This window comes from Stenotrophomonas sp. 14P6.2.3, assembly GCF_057799055.1.
Genome location: NZ_JBYOLA010000002.1, coordinates 73566 through 96272, shown reverse-complemented (window position 1 = coordinate 96272; position 22707 = coordinate 73566). Strand labels below are relative to the sequence as shown.

The window sequence follows — 22707 nt, the reverse complement described above, 5'->3', positions numbered from 1 at the left end:
CGATGCGCGACTGGCGCTGGCTGCTGTTGTTGCTGGCCCTGCTGCTGGCATGGCTGCAGTACCGTTTCTGGTTCGGCCCGGGCAATTCGGGTGAAGTGATGATGCTCGAAGCCCAGGTCGCCAACCAGGAGCGGGACAATGACGGTCTGCGGCAGCGCAACGATGCGCTTGCTGCTGAAGTGAAGGACCTCAAGGAAGGCCAGTCCGCCATCGAAGAACGCGCGCGCAGCGAGCTGGGCATGATCAAGCCCGGCGAGAAGTTCTATCGCGTCGTGGAAGATGCACCAACGCGTCCGGCGCAGCCTGCGCCGGTCACGGCCCAGGCCGGTGACCATCCGGCGGACGTGCCATGAGCGCGGCGATCTGGGTGGTTGTTCCGGCCGCAGGGCGCGGCACGCGTTTTGGTGCGCCGTTGCCCAAGCAGTACCTGCAGGCTGGCGGGCAGACCCTGCTCGCCCATACCCTGGACACGCTGCTGGCACACCCGGCCGTGGCCGGGGCCATGGTGGTGATCGGTGCGGACGATGCCGATTGGCCTGGCTGGACCGAATGGGCCGGCAAGCCGGTGCTGACCTGCACCGGTGGCGCCACCCGCGCCGCTTCGGTGCTGGCCGGGCTGCAGGCGCTGCCGGACAGTGTGCGTGCCGATGAATTCGTGCTGGTGCACGACGCGGCGCGTCCGAACCTGTCGCAGGCCGATCTTGGCCGCCTGCTGGAAGTGGGGCGTAACGACCCGGTCGGCGCCATTCTGGCCGCGCCGGTGCGCGACACGCTCAAGCGTGCTGGCGACGATGGCGGCATCGATGGCACCGAACCGCGTGAGCGCCTGTGGCGTGCACTGACGCCGCAGCTGTTCCGCCGTCACCAGCTGATCCGCGCCTTGTCCGAAGCGGCCGCCGCCGGTATCGACGTCACCGACGACGCCATGGCCATGGAGCGCCAGGGCCAGCGCCCGCTGCTGGTGGAAGGCAGCGAGGACAACTTCAAGGTCACCACCCCGGCCGATCTCGATCGTTTCGAATTCGTACTCTCCCGCCGCGCCGGCTGATCGCCCGCGCGGCCCTGCTGCAAGGGCTGCATCCATGAGCACCTCCCCGTTCCCGCCCGTCCGTATCGGCCAGGGCTACGACGTCCATGCCTTCGGTGAAGGCGACCACATCATGCTCGGCGGCGTTGCGGTACCGCACAGCTGCGGCGTGCTCGCGCACAGCGATGGCGACGTGATTCTGCACGCGCTGTGCGACGCCATGCTCGGCGCGATCGCGCTGGGTGACATCGGCCAGCACTTCCCGCCCAGCGACGACCGCTGGAAGGGCGCGGACAGCAGCGAGTTCGTGCGCCACTGCGACAGCCTGCTGCGCGAGCGCGGCTGGCGTGTCGGCAACACCGACATCACCGTGATCTGCGAGCGGCCCAAGGTCGGCCCGCATGCCCTGGCCATGCGTGAGCGCATCGGTGAACTGCTGCAGCTGCCGTTGGATGCGGTCAGCGTCAAGGCCACCACGTCCGAGAAGCTGGGCTTCACCGGCCGCGGCGAAGGCATCGCCGCGCAGGCGGTCGTCCTGCTGGTGGCCGCATGATCCCGTTGCCGCTCGCGTTCGGCGCGCCGCTGCTGCAGGCGCGCATCCGCACCACGCCGGAAGACTTCCAGGTCGATGAACTGCCGGCCTTCGAGGCCACCGGTGAAGGCGAGCATCTGCTGCTGCATATCCGCAAGCGTGGTGTGAACACGATGCACGTGGCCAAGGTGCTGGCCAAGTGGGCGGGTCTGCCGGAAATGGCGGTCAGCTATGCCGGCATGAAGGATCGCAATGCGGTCACCACCCAGCGCTTCAGTGTGCATCTGCCCAAGCGCGTCGCGCCGGACCTGGCCGAACTGGCCAGTGACGAGATCGAGGTGATCGAGTCCACCTGGCACAACCGCAAGTTGCAGCGCGGTGCGCTGGCGGGCAACCGCTTCAAGCTGGTGCTGCGCGATGTGCAGGGTGACGCCGCGGCAATCGACGAGCGCCTGCAGCAGATTGCCACGCGCGGCCTGCCGAACTGGTTCGGCGAGCAGCGCTTCGGTCGTGATGGCGGCAATGTACCGGCCGCGCTGGCGATGTTCGGGGGCCGCCGCATGCGCAAGGACCAGCGTTCGCTGCTGTTGTCGGCCGCCCGTTCGGCGCTGTTCAACCGGGTGCTGGCCGCGCGCGTGGAGCACGGCAGCTGGGACCAGCCGCTGCAGGGTGAAGTGTGGATGCTGGACGGCAGCCGCAGCGTGTTCGGTCCCGAGCCGTACAGCGACGTGCTGGCCGAGCGCCTGGCGCGCTTCGACATCCACCCCAGCGCCCCGCTGTGGGGCGAGGGTGAGCTGCGCAGCACTGACGCCGCCCGTGAGCTGGAACTGGCAGCGCTGGATGATGACGAATCCAAGGCACTGCGTGTCGGCCTGGAAGAGGCGCGGCTGAAGCAGGAGCGACGCGCGCTGCGGCTGCGTCCGGCACTGCTGCAGCACCAGTGGTTGGCCGCTGACGTGCTGGAGCTGTCCTTCGCACTGCCGCCGGGCTGCTACGCCACGGCCGTCCTGCACGAGCTCGGGCCGGTCGAAGACGCGTCGCAGGTCTGACGGAAATGGTGGCGGAGGCGAAGAGCATCCACGCATGGCGTGGATCTACTTGCCTCCGCTCGCCGCCGTAGATCCACGCCATGCGTGGATGGGCCGTCAGTAGATCCACGCCATGCGTGGCTGAGCCGTCAGTAGATCCACGCCATGCGTGGCTGAGCCGTCAGTAGATCCACGCCATGCGTGGCTGAGCCGTCAGTAGATCCACGCCATGCGTGGATGGGCCGCCAGTAGATCCACGCCATGCGTGGCTGAATCGCCAGTAGATCCACGCCATGCGTGGATGGGCCGCCAGTAGATCCACGCCATGCGTGGCTGAGCCGTCAGTAGATCCACGCCATGCGTGGATGGGCCGCCAGTAGATCCACGCCATGCGTGGATGGGCCGTCAGTAGATCCACGCCATGCGTGGATGGGCCGCCAGTAGATCCACGCCATGCGTGGATGAATCGCCAGTAGATCCACGCCATGCGTGGATGGGCCGCCAGTAGATCCACGCCATGCGTGGATGAATCGCCAGTAGATCCACGCCATGCGTGGCTGGGCCGCCAGTAGATCCACGCCATGCGTGGATGGGCCGTCAGTAGATCCACGCCATGCGTGGATGGGCTGTCAGTAGATCCACGCCATGCGTGGATGGGCTGTCAGTAGATCCACGCCATGCGTGGATGAATCCCACCGGCAAAACGTCAGCGCCGCGCCAGCAGCACCAGCACTGCACCGGTGCCGCCTTGCCCGGTCGGGGCCGAATGGAACGCCAGCACGTCGTTGCGCAGGCGCAACAGCCGGTCCACCAGGTTCTTCAACACGGGCGCACTGCCATCGGACTGCAGGCCCTTGCCGTGGATGATGCGCACGCAGCCGTACTCGTGGGCGTGCGCCTCCAGCAGGAACTGGCGCAGCATCGTCTCGGCCTGCGCGGCAGTGGCGCCATGCAGGTCCAGTTCGTCCTGCACCGAGTACTGCCCGCGCTTCAAGCGCTGGAACAGGCGTGGCGGCAGGTTGTCGCGCCGATAGCTGGCAACGTCGCCCGCTTCGAGGGGAGTGTTGTCGCGCAGCAGCCGGGCGAACTCACCGGCCGCTTCGGCGTCGTCGCGCTCGGCCATGCGCGCGCGCGGCTTGGGGCGCGGCGCGGCAGGCGCGGGCTCCACTTCCTTGCGCAGTGGCGTCACTTCGCCGATGGCTGCACGGAACAATGCAGCCGGATCTTCGTCTTCAGGGTGCGACATGCGCACAGGTTAAACCGGCTGCGCGGGTCTGCCTATGACCGTTTGATGTCGGCCGTGACCGCAGACAGGGTAGGACCCAGCGCCCGCTTGCGGCACAATAGTCGGCGCACTTGCGGAGCTGCCTCCTCCTTGGAGGAGACGGGTCGGCTTCGCCCACGATGCAAGGTGACGGGATCGAATTCTTGGAAAATCAAGCGGTTAAATCGAAGATGCGCATCCTGGTCAGCAATGATGACGGTGTCGACGCGGCAGGCATCCGGATGCTTGCGTCCGTGCTGCGCGAGGCCGGGCACGAAGTCACGGTGGTCGCACCCGACCGCGATCGCTCCGGCGCCAGCAATTCGCTGACCCTGGATCTGCCGATCCGGCTCAAGCGCATCGACCACTACACCGTGTCGGTGGCCGGCACGCCTACCGATTGCGTGCATCTTGCGCTGACCGGCCTGCTGGAGTTCGAGCCTGACATTGTCGTGTCCGGTATCAACAACGCCGCCAACCTCGGCGACGACGTGATCTATTCCGGCACCGTGTCGGCGGCGATGGAAGGTCGTTTCCTCGGCCTGCCCGCTGTCGCAGTGTCGCTGGTGACCCGCAACCACGACCCGAAGCATTTCGAGACGGCGGCGCGTGCCGCGGTGGAGATCGTTGCCCGGCTGAAGGCCGATCCGCTGCCGGCCGACACCATCCTCAACGTCAATGTGCCGGACCTGCCGTGGAGCGAGGTCAAGGGCTTCGAAGTCACCCGCTTGGGCAATCGCCATCGCGCCGAAGGCTGCATCGCGCAGAAAGACCCGCGCGGCAACGAGGTGTACTGGATCGGTCCGGCCGGCCGCGAGCAGGACTCCGGCCCGGGCACTGATTTCCATGCGGTGCGCACCGGCCACATTTCGATCACCCCGATCCAGGTCGACCTGACCCGCTACCAGGCGCTGGAAAAGGTCGCCAGCTGGGTCGGCGGCCTTACCGCCGCGCTGGACCAGCCGGCATGAGCCCACGCCTGCGCCTGCAGCCGGAAGCGGTCGGCATCGGCATGACCTCGCAGCGCGTGCGTGACCGCCTGGTCGACCGCCTGCGCGAGGCCGGCATCGTCGACGAGTCGACGCTGAACGCGATCCGGGTGGTGCCACGTCATCTGTTCATCGACGAGGCCCTGGCCTCGCGCGCGTATGAAGACACCGCGCTGCCGATCGGCCACGGCCAGACCATTTCGCAGCCGTGGGTGGTCGCGCGGATGACCGAGGCCGTGCTGCAGGTGACACCCAAGAAGGTGCTCGAAGTGGGTACCGGTTCTGGCTACCAGGCGGCGGTGCTCGGCGCGCTGGGGCTGGAGGTCTATACCGTCGAGCGCATCGGCGACCTGCTGCGGCAGGCGCGCAAGCGCTTCCGCGCGCTGGGCATGAACATCCGCACCAAGCACGACGACGGCCGCGTTGGCTGGGCCGAGCATGGCCCGTTCGACGCCATCGTGGTCACCGCCGCCGCACCGGCGCTGGTCGATGCCCTGGTCGAGCAGCTGGCCGAAGGGGGCCGTCTGGTCGCCCCGGTCGGTGGCGCGGGCGCACAGTCGCTGGTGCAGCTTGACCGCAAGGACGACGGCAGCATCGAACAACGCGTGCTGGCGCCGGTCACCTTCGTGCCGCTGCTGTCTGGCATGCTCGATTGAATCCACGGAGCAGGGTCGCATGAAGATTTTCGGGCCGCTGTACGAGCGGGCGATGAAGTGGGCCGCGCACGAGCGCGCGCCGACCTATCTGATGGTGCTGAGCTTTTTCGAAGCCATCATCTTCCCGGTGATGCCGGAAGTGATGCTGGCGCCGATGTGCGTGGCCCAGCCCAAGCGCGGCTGGTGGTTCGCCACCCTCAGCCTGGCCGGCTCGATGGTTGGCGCGGTGGTCGGTTACGCGCTGGGCCACTACGCGTTCGAGGCGGTCAAGCCGCTGTTCGAGGCGCTGGGCATGCTGCCGGCGATCGAGCAGGGCATCGCTACCGTGCAGGCCAAGATGGTGGAGTCGCCGTGGGCGGTGTTCACCTTCCTGGTGCTCGGCGGCTTCATGCCGATTCCGATGAAGGTCTTCACGTGGGCATCGGGTATCGTCGGCGTGCCGATGCCGCAGTACCTGTTGAGCATGTTGATCGGTCGTGGCAAGCGCGTGTTCGTGCTGGCCGCGGTCATCCGTATCGGTGGTGCGCGCGCCGAAGCAGTGCTGCGCCGATGGATTGAACCGCTGGGCTGGATCGCCACCGCGTTGGTGGTGGTGCTGATCGCCTGGCTTGTATGGAGGTCGAAGTTCGCATGAGTGCAGATCGTCTGAGCAAGGGAGTGCGCATCGGCGCACTGGCGTTGCTGGTATCCACCCTGGCCGCCTGTGGCACCGCCACCGTGGTCCGGCCCAGTGGCAGTGGCGGCAGTGGCGTCAGCACGCCGAAGACGTCGGTGCCCAAGCCGGGGCAGAACGTGGTTGTGCGCAAGGGCGACACCATCTACGCACTGGCCCGCATCCACGACATCACCCCGGCCGACCTGATCGCCTGGAACAACCTGGACAACCCGTCGACCATTTACCCGGGACAGGTGATCCGCCTGTATCCGGCTGGCTCCGGCGGCGGCCGTGCGCCGACCACCGTGGTCACCGCGCCGCGTCCGGGTGGCAGCACGTCCGGCGGCAGTACCGCGCCGACGCCGGGTCCGGCCGGTCCGGTCAAGAGCAACATTGCCTGGCGCTGGCCGGCCGATGGCGCAGTCGTGGGCCGCTACGTGGCCGGCGACGCGACCAAGCAGGGTGTGGACATCGCCGGCACCAGCGGCGCACCGGTGAAAGCCACCGCTAATGGCGTTGTGGTGTATTCCGGCGCCGGCCTGGTCGGCTATGGCGAGCTGATCATCATCAAGCACAGCGACCAGTGGCTGTCGGCCTATGGCCACAACCGCAAGCGCCTGGTCAATGAAGGGCAGAGCGTGAAGGCCGGCGAGCAGATCGCCGAGATGGGCCGTACCGGTGCCAACCGGGACATGCTGCACTTCGAGATCCGCTACAACGGCAAGCCGGTCGACCCGCAGCAGTATCTGCCGGCGAAGTAATCGGACATTCGCCTTCCGGGCGGATGCCCGGCCCGGCGCAGCGCGCCGGGCCATGCCCGGCATGCTGATCTGTAGAGCCGAGCCAATGCTCGGCTGCCTTTCCGTCGCTGCACGGCGCCGCGCGAGTATCGGCTCGGGCGCTACGAATGGGGCGTGATCCAGGCGAGCGCCGGGCCATGCCCGGCGGCTTCAGGCCTCAGCCTTCCAGAATGAAGGCGGCCGCCACCTTGCGGCCTTCGCCGGCAAGGATGTTGAAGGTGCGCGCGGCAGCCGGATTGTTCATCACTTCCAAGCCGATACCACGCGACAGGCAGGCGGCCATCACAACCGCCGGCGGGAACGCCTGGCGCTCGCCGGTGCCGAGCAGTATCAACGCCGGCTTCAGTGCCAGGATCGGCTCCAGGTCAGCCACCTGCAGCGCCGTGACGTCGGTCACCGGCCACAGCTCGACCAGCTGGTCTGGCGTCAGGAAGAAGCTGCGGCCCAGAACGCGATCATTCACCCGTGCCGAGCGACCGTCAGCGGCGCGCAGGCTGTAGGCGTAGTCGGGCAGTTCGTGGTTCAGCTGCATGGCAGGGACCGATCAGCCGCGCGGCAGCACGATCTGGCGGTGTTCCTTGCTCGGGCGATACAGCACGGCCACATGGCCGATACGCTGCACCAGCGCACTGTCGGTGGCCTGCACGATCTCGCCGATCATCACGTCGCGGGCGTCACGGTCTTCGGCGGCAACCTTCACCTTGACCAGTTCGTGGCGCTCCAGCACTTCGTTCAGCTCGGTCAGGAAGGCCGGCGTGACGCCCTTGCCGCCGGTCTGCAGCAGGGCCTTCAGGTCGTGGGCTTGGCCGCGCAGGAAACGGGTCTGGGAAGGGGTCAAGGCAGTGGGCATGCAGAAAACACGGTTGAATGGGACGATCAGGGTATCATGGCGACCCCCTCAGCCCCTATTTACAATGGCTACCCGCAGCAAAAGCAGCCAGCGCTGGCTCAAGGAACACTTCTCCGACCCCTTCGTGAAGAAGGCCCAGGCCGAAGGCATGCGCTCCCGTGCGGCCTACAAGCTTGAAGAGCTGCTCGAACGTGACCGGCTGCTGAAGCCGCATATGGTGGTGGTTGACCTTGGCGCGGCCCCGGGCGGCTGGTCTCAGCAGGTTCGGAGACAGATTGGCGATACCGGCCGCGTGCTTGCCCTGGACATCCTGGACATGCCGCCGCTGGCCGGTGTGGAGTTCCTTCATGGTGACTTCAGGGAAGAAACCGTCCTATCGGAGTTTGAAGCCATGCTCGGGGATCAGCCGGTAGACCTTGTGCTGTCGGACATGGCCCCCAATAAGAGTGGTGTGGGCGCGGTCGACCAGCCGCGGATGATGCACCTGGCGGAGCTGGCCATGGATTTTGCCGACAACCACCTCAAGACCGGTGGGGCATTCCTGATCAAGCTGTTCCAGGGCGAAGGCTTTGACGACTACGTGCGTGATATGCGCCGCCGGTACGACAAGGTCTCCATCCGCAAGCCGGAAGCCTCGCGCAAGCGCTCTCCCGAGGTGTATGCCTTGGGTCAGGGAAAACGCGCCCACATGAAGTAAGCTCGACCCCGTAAGTTCGACCCCAACGCAACGCCAGCACTAAGAGGAACACCGGAGCCAATGAGGATGAACGACTTGACCAAGAACCTCCTGCTATGGGTGGTCGTCGCCGTCGTGCTGATGGTGGTCTTCCAGAGCTTCTCACCCAAGACCTCAGGGGCCGGGGCGCAGGGCGCTTCGTACTCGCAGTTCCTGGACCAGGTGGACACCGGCAACGTGCAGAAGGTCGCCTTCGGCGGCGATACGCGCGGTGGTACCAGCCAGATCACCTACACCACCCGTGGTGGACAGTCGTCCACCATCACCGCGCCGTTCGATCGCGACCTGATCAACGTGCTGCGCACCAAGAATGTCGAGATCGTGCAGGAAGAGCCGTCCAGCGGCATCTCCCTCGGCGCGATCCTGATGAATTTCCTGCCGGTCATCCTGATCATCGGCTTCTGGTTGTTCATCATGCGGCAGATGCAGGGCGGTGGCGGCGGCGCCAAGGGCGCGATGTCCTTCGGCAAGTCGCGCGCCAAGCTGCAGGGCGAAGACCAGATCAAGGTCACCTTCGCCGACGTTGCCGGTTGCGACGAGGCCAAGGAAGAAGTCGGCGAACTGGTCGACTTCCTGCGTGACCCGTCCAAGTTCACCAAGCTCGGCGGCAAGATTCCGCGCGGCGTGCTGATGGTTGGCCCGCCGGGTACCGGCAAGACGCTGCTGGCCAAGGCCATCGCCGGCGAAGCCAAGGTGCCGTTCTTCTCGATCTCCGGTTCGGACTTCGTGGAGATGTTCGTCGGCGTCGGCGCCAGCCGTGTGCGCGACATGTTCGAGCAGGCCAAGAAGCACGCGCCGTGCATCATCTTCATCGATGAAATCGACGCCGTCGGCCGTCACCGTGGTGCCGGCCTGGGCGGCGGTCATGACGAGCGCGAGCAGACCCTGAACCAGCTGCTGGTCGAGATGGATGGTTTTGAGGGCGGCGAAGGCGTGATCGTGATCGCAGCCACCAACCGTCCGGACGTGCTGGACCCGGCGCTGCTGCGTCCGGGCCGCTTCGACCGCCAGGTGGTGGTCGGTCTGCCTGACGTGAAGGGCCGCGAGCACATCCTCAAGGTGCACATGCGCAAGCTGCCGCTGGCCGACGACGTCGTGCCGATGGTGATCGCGCGTGGTACCCCGGGCTTCTCCGGTGCCGACCTGGCCAACCTCTGCAACGAGGCCGCCCTGTTCGCCGCCCGTGGCAACGAGAAGGAGGTCCGCATGGACCACTTCGATCGTGCCCGCGACAAGATCCTGATGGGTGCCGAGCGCCGTTCGATGGCCATGAGCGAGGAGGAGAAGACCCTCACCGCCTACCACGAAGCTGGTCACGCCATTGTCGGCCGCCTGGTGCCCGAGCACGATCCGGTCTACAAGGTCACCATCATTCCGCGCGGCCGTGCGCTGGGTGTGACCATGTACCTGCCGGAAGGCGACAAGTACTCGATCAACCGCGTGGCGATCAACTCGCAGTTGTGCTCGCTGTATGGCGGTCGCGTCGCCGAAGAGCTGATCTTCGGGCCGGACAAGGTCACCACCGGTGCGTCCAACGACATCGAGCGTGCCACCAAGATGGCCCGCAACATGGTCACCAAGTGGGGCCTGTCGGAGACCCTTGGCCCGATCGCCTACGGTGAAGAGGACGATGAAGTGTTCCTCGGCCGTTCGGTCACCCAGCACAAGAGCGTGTCCAACGACACCGCGCGCCGCATCGATGAGGAGGTGCGCAGCATCCTGGACAAGGCCTATGCCCGGACCACCGAGCTGCTGACCGCCAACGTCGACAAGCTGCATGCGATGACCCAGCTGCTGCTGCAGTACGAGACCATCGACGCGCCGCAGATCGACGCCATCATGGAAGGCCGCGATCCGCCGCCGCCGATGGGTTGGACCAAGTCGAGCAAGGACGATGGCGGCAATGACAAGGGTGGCGACGCCCGTCCGCTGCCGCCGATCGCCGGTCCGGCCGAATCGCTCTGACGGCCTGCCGTACGCAATGCAAGACGAGGCCGGGGCAACCCGGCCTTGTTGTTTCCGGGCCCCGGCCCATCCGATCCCGACAGTCCGCTGGAGTCCGCATGTCCGCCCCCAAGCCTGAACCGATTTCCCACACTGCCGAGATGGTGATCGCCACCGTGGTCGGCGTCGCCGTCGGCCTGACCGTGGACAATCTGCTGCTGGGCTGTGGCGTGGGTATCGCAGTGGGCATCCTGCTGAGCATCATCAAGACGCTGTACGTAGACCGGAAGCGTCGGCGCAAGTAGGGTTCTGCGGCAGGGCTGCGCCCTGCACCCGCAGAGGCGGTAGTGCCGGCCGCTGGCCGGCAACCTCAACCTCATCAGCAACAGCAACAGCAACAGCAACAGCAACAGCAACAGCAACAGCAGGCATTCCGTGGGATGGCGGGGCGGTGTCGGATTGCGGGGACGCCGTGAACCCATCCCTGGGGGCTTGGCAGCCGCATCCATGCGGCTGACACCCCGCAATCCGACACCGCCCCGCCTTCGACAATTTCCCGCTGCTGTTGGGCTGCTGTTGGTAGGTGTCGACCTTGGTCGACACGTAGATCCACGCCATGCGTGGATGCTCTTCGTTCAATTGTCGAGATATTCGATTCCGATGGAGATTCATCCACGCATGGCGTGGATCTACTGGCCACCGGAAAACGGTCGAAGGCGGGGTGGGTCCGGTTGCGGGGGTGTCCGCGGCATGGATGCTGCGGCCAAGCCTCCATGGGTGAGGGCGCTTTGCTTGCGAAGCACTGCTTCGCAAGCGCCCGAACGCACAGCCGCCAGCGGCTGGGCAGGTCTGGGGATTCACGGCGTCCCCGCAACCGGACCCACCCCGCCATCCCACGGAATGCCGCTGTTGCTGTTGCTCCAGCCCTGGCCTCTGCGGGTGCAGGGCGCAGCCCTGCCGCCGTAAACTAACCTTCGTTGCCCGCAGGATCTGCCATGTTCGATATCTCTCCCCAGCTCGATTGCGCCGGCCGCATCCTGCGCCTGGACCGTGCCCGGGTCATGGGGATCGTCAACGTCACCCCGGATTCGTTCTCCGACGGCGGTGCCCATGACACCACCGAAGCGGCGGTCGCGCATGGCCTGAAGCTGGTGGAGGAGGGCGCCGACCTGCTCGACATCGGCGGCGAATCCACCCGCCCGGGTGCGGCGCCGGTGTCGATCGACGAAGAGCTGCGTCGTGTCGTCCCGGTCATCGAGCAGCTGGCGGCGCGCACATCGGTGCCGATCAGCATCGACACCTTCAAGCCGGAGGTGATGCGTGCCGCAGTGGCTGCAGGGGCCGGGATGATCAACGACATCTTCGGCCTGCGCCAGGATGGCGCGTTGGAGGCCGCGGCAGACACCGGCGTGCCAGTGGTGCTGATGCACATGCAGGGCGAGCCGGGCCACATGCAGGCCGACCCGCAGTACGACGATGTCGTCACCGAGGTGCATGGCTTCCTGGTGCAGCGCTTGTTCGCCGCCGAGATGGCCGGCATCGCCAGGAAGAATCTGCTGATCGATCTTGGCTTCGGCTTCGGCAAGAGCACCGCGCACAACATCACCCTGCTGGCCCGCGCCGAGCGCTTTCTCGAGCTGGGCGTGCCGATGCTGGCCGGGCTGTCGCGCAAACGCAGCCTGGGCGAGCTGACCGGTCGCGAGTCGCCGGCAGAGCGGGTCGCTGCATCCGTGGCCGCACACCTCATCGCCGTGCAGCGCGGTGCCCGCATCGTGCGCGTGCACGATGTGGCGGCGACGGTCGATGCCTTGAAGGTCTGGCAGGCGGTCGACGCGGTGCCCGCTGTCCGGGTGGATGCCAAGCCGACCCTCCGCTGGCCGGACGAAGACTGATGGCAGTGGATCAGCGGCCGCTGGCGATCGCCGTGATGGGCCCGACCGCCAGCGGCAAGACCGCGACCGCGATCACGCTGGCGCAGCAGCTGGATGGTGAAATCGTCAGCGTCGATTCGGCGCTGGTCTATCGCGGGCTGGATATCGGTTCGGCCAAGCCTGATGCCGGCGAACGCGCGCTGGCAGCGCACCACCTGCTGGACCTGCGCGATCCCTGGCAGACCTATTCGGCCGCTGAGTTCGCCGCCGATGCCGGCCGCGTGGTGGCCGACATCGTCGCCCGGGGCAAGACGCCGATCCTGGCCGGCGGCACGGGCCTGTACTTCCGTGCGCTGCTGGAGGGACTGTCGCCGATGCCGGAAGCAGACCCGGCGATGCGCGACGTGCTGAGCGCCGAGGCTGCCGAGCGTGGCTGGGCCGCCCTGCATGCCGAACTTGCCACCGTCGATCCCGCCGCCGCTGCACGCATCCATGCCACCGATCCGCAACGCATCCAGCGGGCGCTGGAGGTCTACCGCCTGACCGGCACGCCGATCAGTGAATGGCAGCGTCGCCCCGGCGTCGCCCCGTTGCCGGTGCGTACATTGAAGCTGATTCTGGCGCCGCGCGACCGCGCCGTGCTGCACCAGCGCATCGAGGCGCGTTTCGACGCCATGCTCGCCCAGGGCTTTCTCGACGAAGTGCGTGCCCTGCGTGCGTTGCCGGACATGCAGGCGGTCGCCACGCCGCTGGACCTGCCAGCCGTCCGCGCGGTCGGGTATCGCCAGGCCTGGGAGTACCTGGACGGCGAGGGGGACGAGGCCCGCTTCCGTGAAAAGTCCATTTTCGCCACCCGGCAACTGGCCAAGCGCCAGCTGACCTGGCTGCGCGGCGAGCTTGATGCGCGCTGGTTCGACCCCCATATGGATGGGGAGCGCCTGGCAGGCGCGGTGTCGACCTTCGTTGCACGCTGAACCGACGCTGGCCGTGTACCATCATGGGCCGGCAAGCGGCTCGGGGGCCGCGGCAACCGCCGGCTACCAATAAGAACAATAATCAGGAGTGTGCAATGTCCAAGGGGCAATCGCTGCAGGATCCTTTCTTGAATGCACTGCGGCGCGAGCGCGTGCCGGTTTCGGTGTACCTGGTCAACGGCATCAAGCTGCAGGGCACGATCGAATCGTTCGATCAGTTCGTGGTCCTGCTGCGCAACACCGTCAGCCAGATGGTCTACAAGCACGCCATTTCCACCGTGGTGCCGGCGCGCAACGTCAAGGTCGGCCCGGGTGGTGGGTACGTGCAATCAGGTGAGGATGGTCAGGCGGGTGATGAAGCAGACGAATGATGTTGGAGCGGTGAATGTTTGACCGCTCGAAAAAGGGCGAACACGCCCTGTTGATCCAGCCGCATTTCGGCAAGCTGGAAGACGATGTGCTGGAAGAATTCGGTGATCTGGCCCGCTCGGCTGGGGCCAGCATCGCGGTGACCATCACCGCGCGCCTGGATCGCCCGAACCCATCGACCCTGCTCGGCAGCGGCAAGCTGGATGAGATCAAGGCCGCCGCCGAAGCAACCGGCGCAGACCTGATCCTGGTCAACCACGCGTTGAGCCCGGGTCAGGAACGCAATCTGGAACGTTTCCTGGAGCGCCGGGTGATCGACCGTACCGGTCTGATCCTGGACATCTTTGCCCAGCGTGCGCGCAGCCATGAAGGCAAGCTGCAGGTCGAGCTGGCCCAGCTGCGCCATATGGCGACACGGCTAGTGCGCGGCTGGACCCATCTGGAGCGCCAGCGTGGTGGTTCGATCGGCCTGCGCGGCCCGGGTGAAACCCAGCTGGAAACCGATCGTCGCCTGCTGCAGAAGCGGGTTGAACAGCTGCAGAAGCGGCTGGAAAAAGTCGAAGTACAGCGCACCCAGATGCGCCGTGCGCGTGTGCGCAGCGAATTGCCGCGCGTGGCCCTGGTGGGCTACACCAATGCCGGCAAATCGACCTTGTTCAATGCGATGACCGGCGCCGAGGCCTATGCGGCTGACCAGTTGTTCGCGACCCTGGATCCGACCGTGCGCCGGATCGCCGTGCCTGGTGGCAACGTCGTGCTGGCCGATACGGTTGGTTTCGTACGCGACCTGCCGCATGACCTGGTGGCGGCCTTCCGCTCGACCCTGTCTGAAGCGCGGGAAGCGGATTTCCTGCTGCACCTTGTCGATGCCGCCGATCCGCACCGCGAGGAGCGCATCGCCCAGGTCGACGAAGTGCTGACCGCCGTCGGTGCTGGCGACCTGCCGCAGTTGCTGGTGTTCAACAAGATCGACCGCATCGAGGGTGCCGACGTTCGCCACGATGGCCAGGACGGCGTGCCGGATGAATCGCGGCGTGAGCGGGTGTGGATTTCCGCACGCGACGGGCAGGGCATCGAGCTGTTGCAGGCCGTGCTCGGCAAGCGGTTGGGTCTGCAGCACGTCACCGGCGAGCTGCGCCTGCCGCCCAGTGCCGGCCGTCTGCGCGCGCGCCTGCACCAGCTGGAAGTGGTCCGCAGTGAACAGGCCGATGAAGAAGGCTGGCTGTTGCAGGTCGATCTTCCCATCGCCGAGGCCGAGAAGCTGGCGGCCAGCGCCGATGGCGAGCCGATCCGGGCCCTGCTGCCGGAAAAGCTGCCCGAATGGTGAGGTAGTGCCGGCCGCTGGCCGGCAGTTCCTGCGGCCCCGTGCCGCGACACCACCTTGCGATCTGCGGTACAACGTGCAGGTTCTTCACCTTTCAGCTACCCCGATGTCCTTCCCGACCGACACCGAACTCAACGCCCAGGCCGCTGCGCTGGGCCAGCGCCTGCAGCAGGCTTCGCTGCAGCTGGTGACTGCTGAAAGCTGCAGCGGTGGCTGGATCGCCAAGTGCATGACCGACATCGCCGGTTCCTCGGCGTTCTTCGACTGCGGCATGGTGGTTTACAGCTACGAAGCCAAGCAGCGCCTGCTCGGCGTGCGCGCGCAGACGCTGGAACAGTTCGGTGCGGTCAGCCGCGAAGCCGTGCTGGAGATGGTGTCCGGGGCGCTGGTCAATTCCGGCGCCGGCATCGCGGTGGCCGTGACCGGTATCGCAGGGCCGGGCGGTGGCAGCCCGGACAAGCCGGTTGGCAGTGTCTGGATCGGCTGGAAGCGCCGCGGCGGCTATGCCCGTGCCGAACTGTTCCAGTTCGACGGTGACCGTGAAGCCATCCGCCGGCAAACCGTAGCGGCGGCATTGCACGGTATCGACGCCCAGCTGTGACATGCTGCTCCGGCAATCAACCGGAGTAGGCAACGATGTGGGAGACGCTGGGCACCGTCCGTGACCTTGGCCGGCTGCAGGAAATCGCCGCCGTCCTGATCCGCTACGGCTTCGGCGACGTCGTGCGGCGCATCGGCCTGGCCACGGTACTGGAACGTACCGGCCGCCTGCTGCACTGGAACGAGGAGCGGCAGGAGATGCTGCGGATGACCGCGCCGGTGCGCGTGCGCAGCGCCCTGCAGGATCTCGGGCCGACCTTCGTGAAGCTGGGCCAGGTGCTCGCCACCCGCGTCGACCTGCTGCCGCCGGACTGGATCGCCGAACTCTCCGAGTTGCAGAACGCGGTCCCTGCATTGCCCTACGAGAAGATCCGCGAACAACTGGAGGCCGATCTCGGTGCGTCTCCGTCGCAGGTGTTCGCCTTCCTTGATGAAACCCCGATGGCCGCTGCTTCGTTGGCCCAGGCCCACCGTGCGCGGCTGCGCGATGGCCGCGAAGTGGTGTTGAAGGTGCGTCGCCCGGGTATCCGTGACGTGGTTGAAGCCGATCTGCGGTTGCTGGCACGGCTGGCCGAGATCGTCGAAGCCCGCCTGCCGGACCTGCGCCGTTACCGACCCGCCGAGGTGGTGCAGCAGTTCACCGTGTCGCTGCGGCGCGAGCTGGATTTCGCCGCGGAGTGCCGCAATGCCGAGCGCATCGCGCGCAACTTCGAGGGCCGTGACGACATTCTGATTCCTGCGGTGCACTGGCAATGGACCTGCGAAAGCCTGAATGTCCAGGATTTCGTCGATGGCATTGCCGGCCGTGATCTGGCCGGTGTCGATGCGGCCGGCCTCGACCGCCGAGAACTGGCCCGACGTGGTGCCGACATCGTATTGAAGATGGTGCTGGAGGACGGCAGCTTCCACGCCGATCCGCACCCGGGCAACATCATCTACCTGCGCGATGGCCGCATCGGTGTGATCGATTTCGGCATGGTCGGCGCCTTGTCGGAGGTGCGCCGCTTCCAGGTCGCGCAGCTGCTGCATGGTCTGGTGGAACAGGACCCGCAGGGCGTAGCCGATGTGCTGCTGGACTGGGCGGGTGGCGTGGAAGTGGACGAGAACCGGTTGCAGCACGACATCAGCCTGTTCGTCGACCAGTACCGTGGCGTGCCGCTGAAGGACCTGCGGATCGGCCTGATGCTGGGCGACATCACCCAGCTGCTGCGCAGCTACAACCTGACCCTGCCGGCGGATCTGGCATTGATGATCAAGGCCTTCCTGACCCTGGAGGGCATGGGCCGCCAGCTCGACCCGGACTTCGACATGGCCAGCGCAGCACGCCCGTTCCTGGAGCGGGTGGTACTGCAGCGCTATGCGCCGCGGGCGCTGTTCAAGCGTGGCCGCCGCAGTCTGCTGGGCATGATCGACTTTGCCGGTGAACTGCCGCGGGATCTGCGCAAGCTGGTGCAGGCTGCGCGCCGGGGCCGCCTGCAGCTGAAGGTCGAGACCAGCGCGCTGCAGGGCTTCGGCGACCAGGTCAATCGCGCCGCGAACCGGATGGTGATGGGCATCGTCACCGCGGCCCTGATCATCGGTTCTTCGATCGTGATGCACAGCGTAGGCGGCGTCTCCAGCCGTTGGCTGCTGGCGCTGGGCGTGTGCGGTTTCATCGGCGCAGGGTTCTGCGGGGTGTGGATCCTGTTCTCGATCTGGCGCAGCGGCAAGCACACGTAGTGTGCCTGCCGCGGCGGTTCCCACCAGGGAACCGCGGAATCGCGCAGCGATTCCTGTAGAGCCGACCGCTGGTCGACTGCTTTCGCCTTGTCGCTCCCGGCACTTGCAGTCCCAGGCGTTAGTAGTAATACTACTAATCATGGACCTGACCGACACCCAGCAGGCGATCCTGCAGTTGATCGCCGAGCGTATCGAGAGCGAAGGGGCGCCCCCTTCGCAGACTGAAATCGCACGTGCCTTCGGCTTCAAGGGGGTGCGAGCAGCGCAGTACCACCTGGAGGCGCTGGAGCAGGCCGGGGCGATCCGCCGCGTACCTGGCCAGGCACGCGGCATCCGCTTGGTGCAGGCACCACCGGTGGAGAAGGTTGCCGAGCCGGGCCTGCCCGACAGCGTCCTGCGCCTGCCGATCCTGGGACGGGTCGCGGCGGGTCTGCCGATCGGCGCCGACATCGGCTCGGATGATTTCGTGGTGCTGGACCGGGTGTTCTTCTCGCCGGCGCCGGACTACCTGCTGAAGGTGCAGGGCGACTCGATGATCGACGAAGGCATCTTCGATGGCGACCTGATCGGTGTGCACCGCACTCGTGACGCCCATTCGGGGCAGATCGTGGTGGCCCGCATCGATGACGAGATCACCGTCAAGCTGTTGAAGATCGCCAAGGACCGGATCCGGTTGCTGCCGCGCAATCCCGATTACAAACCGATCGACGTGCTTCCTGACCAGGATTTCTCGATCGAGGGCCTGTACTGCGGGCTGCTGCGACCGAACCGTTGACGATTCACCCTGCAATTCCCGCGGTCTTTTGTGGCGATTCTCTGGTTCTGCTGAGGTTGGTACGGATGTCCGATAATTTTTTTCCGAACGCCGGGCAGAATCTCAGCCTGTGCGATACGCCAGCCTTAAAGTGAACCCATGGCCAAGAAGACTTCCAAAGACAGCACCTCCAACGACGTGACCTCTGCAAGGACCAATCCGATGGACGAGAACAAGAAGCGCGCCCTCGCTGCAGCTCTGGGCCAGATCGAAAAGCAGTTCGGCAAGGGCTCGGTGATGCGCATGGGCGACCGTGTGGTCGAGCCCGTCGAGGCGATTCCGACCGGTTCTCTGATGCTGGATATCGCACTGGGCATTGGTGGCCTGCCCAAGGGCCGCGTGGTTGAAATCTACGGACCGGAATCCTCCGGCAAGACCACGTTGACCCTGCAGGCCATTGCCGAGTGCCAGAAGCTGGGCGGTACGGCCGCCTTCATCGATGCCGAGCACGCGCTGGACCCGATCTACGCAGGCAAACTGGGCGTCAACGTTGACGATCTGCTGCTGTCGCAGCCGGATACCGGTGAGCAGGCGCTTGAAATCGCCGACATGCTGGTCCGCTCCGGCTCGGTCGACATCCTGGTGGTCGACTCGGTGGCCGCATTGACCCCGAAGGCTGAAATCGAAGGCGAGATGGGCGACCAGCTGCCAGGTCTGCAGGCCCGTCTGATGAGCCAGGCACTGCGCAAGCTGACCGGCAACATCAAGCGTTCCAATACGCTGGTGGTATTCATCAACCAGCTGCGTCACAAGATCGGCGTGATGATGCCGGGCCAGAGCCCGGAAGTGACCACCGGCGGCAACGCGCTGAAGTTCTACGCTTCGGTGCGCCTGGACATTCGTCGTATCGGTGCGATCAAGAAGGGCGACGAGATCATCGGCAACCAGACCAAGATCAAGGTCGTCAAGAACAAGCTGGCTCCGCCGTTCAAGCAGGTCATCACCGAGATCCTGTACGGCGAGGGCATCAGCCGTGAAGGCGAACTGATCGATATGGGCGTGGAGGCCAAGCTGGTCGAGAAGGCCGGTGCCTGGTACAGCTACGGTGAAGAGCGCATCGGCCAGGGCAAGGACAACGCCCGTGGCTATCTGCGCGACAACCCGCAGGTTGCGGCCAAGCTCGAGGCCGAGCTGCGCGAAAAGTTCCAGCCGACCGAAGCCGTCCGTGAGGAAGGCGAAGACGAAGGCGACGACGAGTAAGGCTTGCTGTGGGGCAGGGCGGCGCCGTCAGTGACGTCGCCCTGTCCTGCAGATTCGGTTTCCCCGACGGGGGACGCGCCAGGGACGGCGCATTTGATTGAAGGCGAGCATGAACGATTCCGACGCCCCGGAACCCGGCCGCAAGCGCCGCGTACGCGAACAGACCCCCGTCCAGCGTGCCCTGGGGTTGCTGGTGCGGCGTGAGCATTCGCGCAAGGAGTTGACCCGCAAGCTGACCTCCCGTGGTATCGAGGGCGAGGCGGCACAGGCCGCGGTCGACAAGCTGACCGAGGCTGGCTGGCAGGACGACACCCGGTTTGCCGAGAATCTGGTGCGTATGCGCGCCAATACCGGCTACGGCCCCATCCATGTGCGGGCCGAACTGGGTACCCATGGACTGGACAGCGAGCAGATCGCTGCCGCCATGGAGACCTTTGAAGGCGACTGGACAGAGAACGCCCGGGATCTGGTCCGACGCCGCTTCGGTGAGGCTGGCCCGCAGGACCTGGCGCAGCGTCGCAAGGCCGCCGATCTGCTGGCTCGCCGGGGCTTTGATGGCGACAGCATCCGCCGTGCGACCCGATACGATCCGGACGACTGAGACTGATGGCGCCGGGCCTGATACCCTTTGGGGTTTCGGCGGTCCGTTCGACCCTGGCCACTGCGGCCGGCGGCACGGGCCCCGGCCCGCAGACTGCCAGCCCCCATGAACGCATCCGCCAAATTCACGACATCCCAGATCCGCAGCGACTTCCTTGAGTTCTTCAAGGGCAAAGGCCACACCATCGTGCCGTCGGCGCCGCTGGTGCCGGGCAACGATCCGACCCTGCTGTTCACCAACTCCGGCATGGTGCAGTTCAAGGACGTGTTCCTGGGCGCAGAGAAGCGCAGCTACGTGCGCGCGGCCGACGTCCAGCGCTGCCTGCGTGCCGGTGGCAAGCACAACGATCTCGACCAGGTGGGCTACACCGCCCGCCATCACACCTTCTTCGAAATGCTGGGCAACTGGTCCTTCGGCGATTACTTCAAGAAGGATGCGATCGCCTGGGCCTGGGAGCTGCTGACCCAGGTCTGGAAGCTGCCCGCCGAGCGCCTGCTGGTCACGGTCTACCAGACCGACGACGAGGCCTACGCGCTGTGGCGCGACATGATCGGCATTCCGGAAGAACGTATCGTTCGCATCGGCGACAACAAGGGTGCGCCTTTCGCCTCGGACAACTTCTGGCAGATGGCCGATACCGGTCCGTGCGGTCCGTGCACCGAGATCTTCTACGACCACGGTGACCATATCGCCGGTGGCCCCCCGGGCTCGCCGGATGAGGACGGTGACCGCTTCATCGAAATCTGGAACCTGGTGTTCATGCAGTTCGATCGCCAGCAGGACGGCACGCTGATGCCGCTGCCGGCGCCGTGCGTGGACACCGGCATGGGCCTGGAACGCCTGGCCGCGATCCTGCAGCACGTGCATACCAACTACGAGATCGACCTGTTCCAGGCGCTGATCCGCAAGGCATCGGAGCTGACCGGCACCGCCGATCTGGAAAACAAGTCGCTGCGGGTGATCGCCGACCATATCCGCGCCTGTTCGTTCCTGATCGTCGATGGCGTGCTGCCGTCCAACGAAGGTCGCGGCTACGTGCTGCGCCGGATCATCCGCCGCGCGCTGCGACACGGCTGGATGCTGGGCGTGCGCCAGCCGTTCTTCAGCAAGCTGGTGCCGACCCTGGTCGAGCAGATGGGCGAGGCCTATCCGGAACTGCCGGCGCAGGTCGATACCGTCGTGCGTGCACTGCAGGCCGAAGAAGAGCGTTTCGCTGAAACCCTCGACTCGGGCATGAAGATCTTCGACGACGTCGCCGCCAAGGTCAGCAATGGCGTAATTCCGGGCGTGGACGCCTTCCGCCTGTACGACACCTACGGCTTCCCGCTCGACCTCACCCAGGACATCGCCCGCGAGCGTGACCTGACCGTGGACATCGAGGGCTTCAACGCCGCGATGGAAACGCAGCGCGAGACCGCGCGTGCCGCCGGCAAGTTCGGCGGCGGCGTGACCCTGTCGGCCGATCTGGTCGCCACGCTCAAGCCGACCGTCTTCCTCGGCTACGACCGCCTGCAGGCCGACGATCTCCGCGTGGTCGCGATCCTCAAGGATGGCCGCCCGGTGGACGCTGCCCAGGCCGGTGACGAGGTCATCGTGCTGACCAGCCAGACCCCGTTCTACGCCGAGTCCGGCGGCCAGGTCGGCGACACCGGCATCTTGTCCGCTGCCGGCGTGCAGGTGCAGGTGAGCGACACCCAGAAGTTTGCGGGCCAGTTCCATGGCCATGTCGGCAAGCTCACCCAGGGCAGCCTGAAGATCGGTGATGTGCTGTCCGGCCAGGTTGATGGCGAGCGCCGTGGCGCCACCATCCTCAACCACTCGGCCACCCACCTGTTGCATGCCGCCCTGCGCGAAGTGCTGGGCACCCACGTGCAGCAGAAGGGCTCGCTGGTGGCGCCGGACCGCCTGCGCTTCGACTTCTCGCATTTCCAGCCGATCAGCGCCGAGGAACTGGCGATCATCGAGCGCAAGGTCAACCAGCAGGTGCGCGTCAACAATGCTGTGGAAGTGCACAACATGGGCATGCAGGAGGCGCTGGACTTCGGCGCGATGGCCCTGTTTGGCGAGAAGTACGGCGAGAACGTGCGCGTGCTGAAGATGGGGGACTACTCCACCGAGCTGTGTGGTGGTACCCACGTCAACCGGACCGGTGACATCGGTCTGTTCAAGATCACCTCCGAGGGCGGTGTATCGGCCGGTGTGCGTCGTATCGAGGCCGTCACCGGCCAGGGCGCGCTGGACTACGTGGACGCCGAGGAGGCACGCCTGGCCGAGGCCGCTGAACTGCTGGGTGGCAGCGCAGCCGACGTGGTCGAAAAGATCCGTGCGCTGGGCCTGCGCCAGAAGCAGCTGGAGCGCGAGCTGGAGGCCGTGAAGGCCAAGGTCGCTGCCGGCGCCACGGCTGATCTGTCCGGCCAGGCCGTCGAGGTCGCCGGCGTGAAGGTCCTGGCCGTCCGCCTGGAAGGCTTCGATGCCAAGGCCCTGCGCGATGCCATGGACCGCCTGAAGCAGCAGCTGGGCAATGCGGTGATCGTGTTGGCCGGTGCCCAGGACGGCAAGGCAGCCCTGGTCGCGGGCGTGAACGGCAGTGCAATGGGCAAGGTCAAGGCCGGGGAACTGTTGTCCCATATCGCCGGTCAGATCGGGGGCAAGGGCGGCGGACGCCCGGACCTCGCCCAGGGTGGTGGCGAGGACGGGCCCGCCCTTGCCACCGCGCTGGCTGCGGTCGTCGAATGGGTCAGCCCCCGCCTGTGA

At 66.3% G+C, this 22707-nt stretch carries 24 protein-coding genes; 21 read left to right on the top strand and 3 right to left on the bottom strand.

Features of this window, described 5'->3' with window-relative positions; genetic code table 11:
- Positions 1–2: 2 nt before the first annotated feature.
- From ftsB to truD, 4 genes are read left to right on the top strand one after another with little or no spacing between them, the layout of a single operon-like run.
- A complete protein-coding gene (gene ftsB / locus AC27VL_RS02175) occupies positions 3–353 on the top strand; it encodes a cell division protein FtsB (RefSeq protein ID WP_180167586.1) in 351 nt (116 codons plus the stop codon).
- Entirely contained in the window at positions 350–1048 is a 699-nt protein-coding gene (gene ispD / locus AC27VL_RS02170; protein ID WP_488765432.1) for a 2-C-methyl-D-erythritol 4-phosphate cytidylyltransferase, read from the top strand. Before ftsB ends, ispD begins: the two co-directional genes overlap by 4 nt.
- A gap of 34 nt (positions 1049–1082) precedes the next feature.
- A complete protein-coding gene (gene ispF / locus AC27VL_RS02165; RefSeq protein ID WP_089240241.1) occupies positions 1083–1580 on the top strand; it encodes a 2-C-methyl-D-erythritol 2,4-cyclodiphosphate synthase in 498 nt (165 codons plus the stop codon).
- Positions 1577–2608, top strand: a complete 1032-nt coding sequence (truD, locus tag AC27VL_RS02160) for a tRNA pseudouridine(13) synthase TruD (protein ID WP_488765431.1) — start codon at positions 1577–1579, stop codon at positions 2606–2608. The genes ispF and truD overlap by 4 nt, the downstream gene beginning before the upstream one ends.
- Positions 2609–3293: 685 nt before the next feature.
- On the opposite strand, the gene AC27VL_RS02155 is transcribed toward truD, so the two are convergent.
- A complete protein-coding gene (locus tag AC27VL_RS02155) occupies positions 3294–3833 on the bottom strand; it encodes a Smr/MutS family protein (protein WP_100552138.1) in 540 nt (179 codons plus the stop codon).
- 209 nt (positions 3834–4042) lie between these two features.
- Here AC27VL_RS02155 and surE point away from each other — a divergent pair, with 209 nt between their 5' ends.
- From surE to AC27VL_RS02135, 4 genes are read left to right on the top strand one after another with little or no spacing between them, the layout of a single operon-like run.
- A complete protein-coding gene (gene surE / locus AC27VL_RS02150; RefSeq protein ID WP_089240247.1) occupies positions 4043–4822 on the top strand; it encodes a 5'/3'-nucleotidase SurE in 780 nt (259 codons plus the stop codon).
- Complete coding sequence (locus AC27VL_RS02145; protein WP_100552139.1) at positions 4819–5496, top strand: protein-L-isoaspartate(D-aspartate) O-methyltransferase; 678 nt, start codon at positions 4819–4821, stop codon at positions 5494–5496. Before surE ends, AC27VL_RS02145 begins: the two co-directional genes overlap by 4 nt.
- 19 nt (positions 5497–5515) lie before the next feature.
- Positions 5516–6130 carry a YqaA family protein gene (locus AC27VL_RS02140; RefSeq protein ID WP_180167583.1) on the top strand — a complete coding sequence of 205 codons (615 nt, stop codon included), beginning with the start codon at positions 5516–5518 and terminating at the stop codon, positions 6128–6130.
- Complete coding sequence (locus AC27VL_RS02135; RefSeq protein ID WP_100552141.1) at positions 6127–6912, top strand: peptidoglycan DD-metalloendopeptidase family protein; 786 nt, start codon at positions 6127–6129, stop codon at positions 6910–6912. Before AC27VL_RS02140 ends, AC27VL_RS02135 begins: the two co-directional genes overlap by 4 nt.
- A gap of 196 nt (positions 6913–7108) precedes the next feature.
- On the opposite strand, the gene AC27VL_RS02130 is transcribed toward AC27VL_RS02135, so the two are convergent.
- Positions 7109–7483, bottom strand: a complete 375-nt coding sequence (locus AC27VL_RS02130) for an Mth938-like domain-containing protein (protein WP_100552142.1) — start codon at positions 7481–7483, stop codon at positions 7109–7111.
- Positions 7484–7495: 12 nt separating this feature from the next.
- Positions 7496–7801 (bottom strand): ribosome assembly RNA-binding protein YhbY, encoded by a 306-nt coding sequence (gene yhbY, locus AC27VL_RS02125; protein ID WP_025878910.1) that lies wholly within the window; start codon positions 7799–7801, stop codon positions 7496–7498.
- A gap of 64 nt (positions 7802–7865) precedes the next feature.
- On the opposite strand from yhbY, the gene rlmE reads away from it, so the two are divergent.
- The 13 genes from rlmE to alaS all read left to right on the top strand — a co-directional run bounded on the left by rlmE (position 7866) and on the right by alaS (position 22707).
- Positions 7866–8498: a 23S rRNA (uridine(2552)-2'-O)-methyltransferase RlmE gene (rlmE, locus tag AC27VL_RS02120; protein ID WP_100552143.1), complete on the top strand. Its 633-nt coding sequence runs from the start codon at positions 7866–7868 to the stop codon at positions 8496–8498.
- Between the two features lie 66 nt (positions 8499–8564).
- Positions 8565–10502 carry an ATP-dependent zinc metalloprotease FtsH gene (ftsH, locus tag AC27VL_RS02115; protein ID WP_488765430.1) on the top strand — a complete coding sequence of 646 codons (1938 nt, stop codon included), beginning with the start codon at positions 8565–8567 and terminating at the stop codon, positions 10500–10502.
- A gap of 98 nt (positions 10503–10600) precedes the next feature.
- Entirely contained in the window at positions 10601–10786 is a 186-nt protein-coding gene (locus tag AC27VL_RS02110; RefSeq protein WP_100464731.1) for a hypothetical protein, read from the top strand.
- Between the two features lie 690 nt (positions 10787–11476).
- The gene (gene folP, locus AC27VL_RS02105; protein WP_488765429.1) at positions 11477–12373 is read left to right on the top strand and encodes a dihydropteroate synthase; all 897 of its coding nucleotides are present in this window, start codon (positions 11477–11479) and stop codon (positions 12371–12373) included.
- Positions 12373–13326, top strand: a complete 954-nt coding sequence (gene miaA, locus AC27VL_RS02100) for a tRNA (adenosine(37)-N6)-dimethylallyltransferase MiaA (RefSeq protein ID WP_488765428.1) — start codon at positions 12373–12375, stop codon at positions 13324–13326. The genes folP and miaA overlap by 1 nt, the downstream gene beginning before the upstream one ends.
- Before the next feature lie 95 nt (positions 13327–13421).
- Positions 13422–13697, top strand: coding sequence for an RNA chaperone Hfq (hfq, locus tag AC27VL_RS02095; RefSeq protein ID WP_025878916.1), 276 nt, complete (start codon positions 13422–13424; stop codon positions 13695–13697).
- 14 nt (positions 13698–13711) lie between these two features.
- Positions 13712–15022 carry a ribosome rescue GTPase HflX gene (gene hflX / locus AC27VL_RS02090; protein WP_089240267.1) on the top strand — a complete coding sequence of 437 codons (1311 nt, stop codon included), beginning with the start codon at positions 13712–13714 and terminating at the stop codon, positions 15020–15022.
- 103 nt (positions 15023–15125) lie between these two features.
- On the top strand, positions 15126–15620 hold the full coding sequence (locus tag AC27VL_RS02085; protein WP_100552146.1) for a CinA family protein: 495 nt from the start codon (positions 15126–15128) through the stop codon (positions 15618–15620).
- Positions 15621–15655: 35 nt separating this feature from the next.
- A complete protein-coding gene (gene ubiB, locus AC27VL_RS02080) occupies positions 15656–17338 on the top strand; it encodes a 2-polyprenylphenol 6-hydroxylase (RefSeq protein WP_100552147.1) in 1683 nt (560 codons plus the stop codon).
- 139 nt (positions 17339–17477) lie between these two features.
- Positions 17478–18113 carry a transcriptional repressor LexA gene (gene lexA / locus AC27VL_RS02075; protein WP_089240271.1) on the top strand — a complete coding sequence of 212 codons (636 nt, stop codon included), beginning with the start codon at positions 17478–17480 and terminating at the stop codon, positions 18111–18113.
- A 201-nt stretch (positions 18114–18314) separates the two neighbouring features.
- Entirely contained in the window at positions 18315–19352 is a 1038-nt protein-coding gene (recA, locus tag AC27VL_RS02070) for a recombinase RecA (RefSeq protein WP_180167630.1), read from the top strand.
- Positions 19353–19461: 109 nt separating this feature from the next.
- Positions 19462–19953 (top strand): recombination regulator RecX, encoded by a 492-nt coding sequence (gene recX / locus AC27VL_RS02065; protein ID WP_099820106.1) that lies wholly within the window; start codon positions 19462–19464, stop codon positions 19951–19953.
- Positions 19954–20058: 105 nt separating this feature from the next.
- Positions 20059–22707: an alanine--tRNA ligase gene (alaS, locus tag AC27VL_RS02060; protein WP_100552149.1), complete on the top strand. Its 2649-nt coding sequence runs from the start codon at positions 20059–20061 to the stop codon at positions 22705–22707.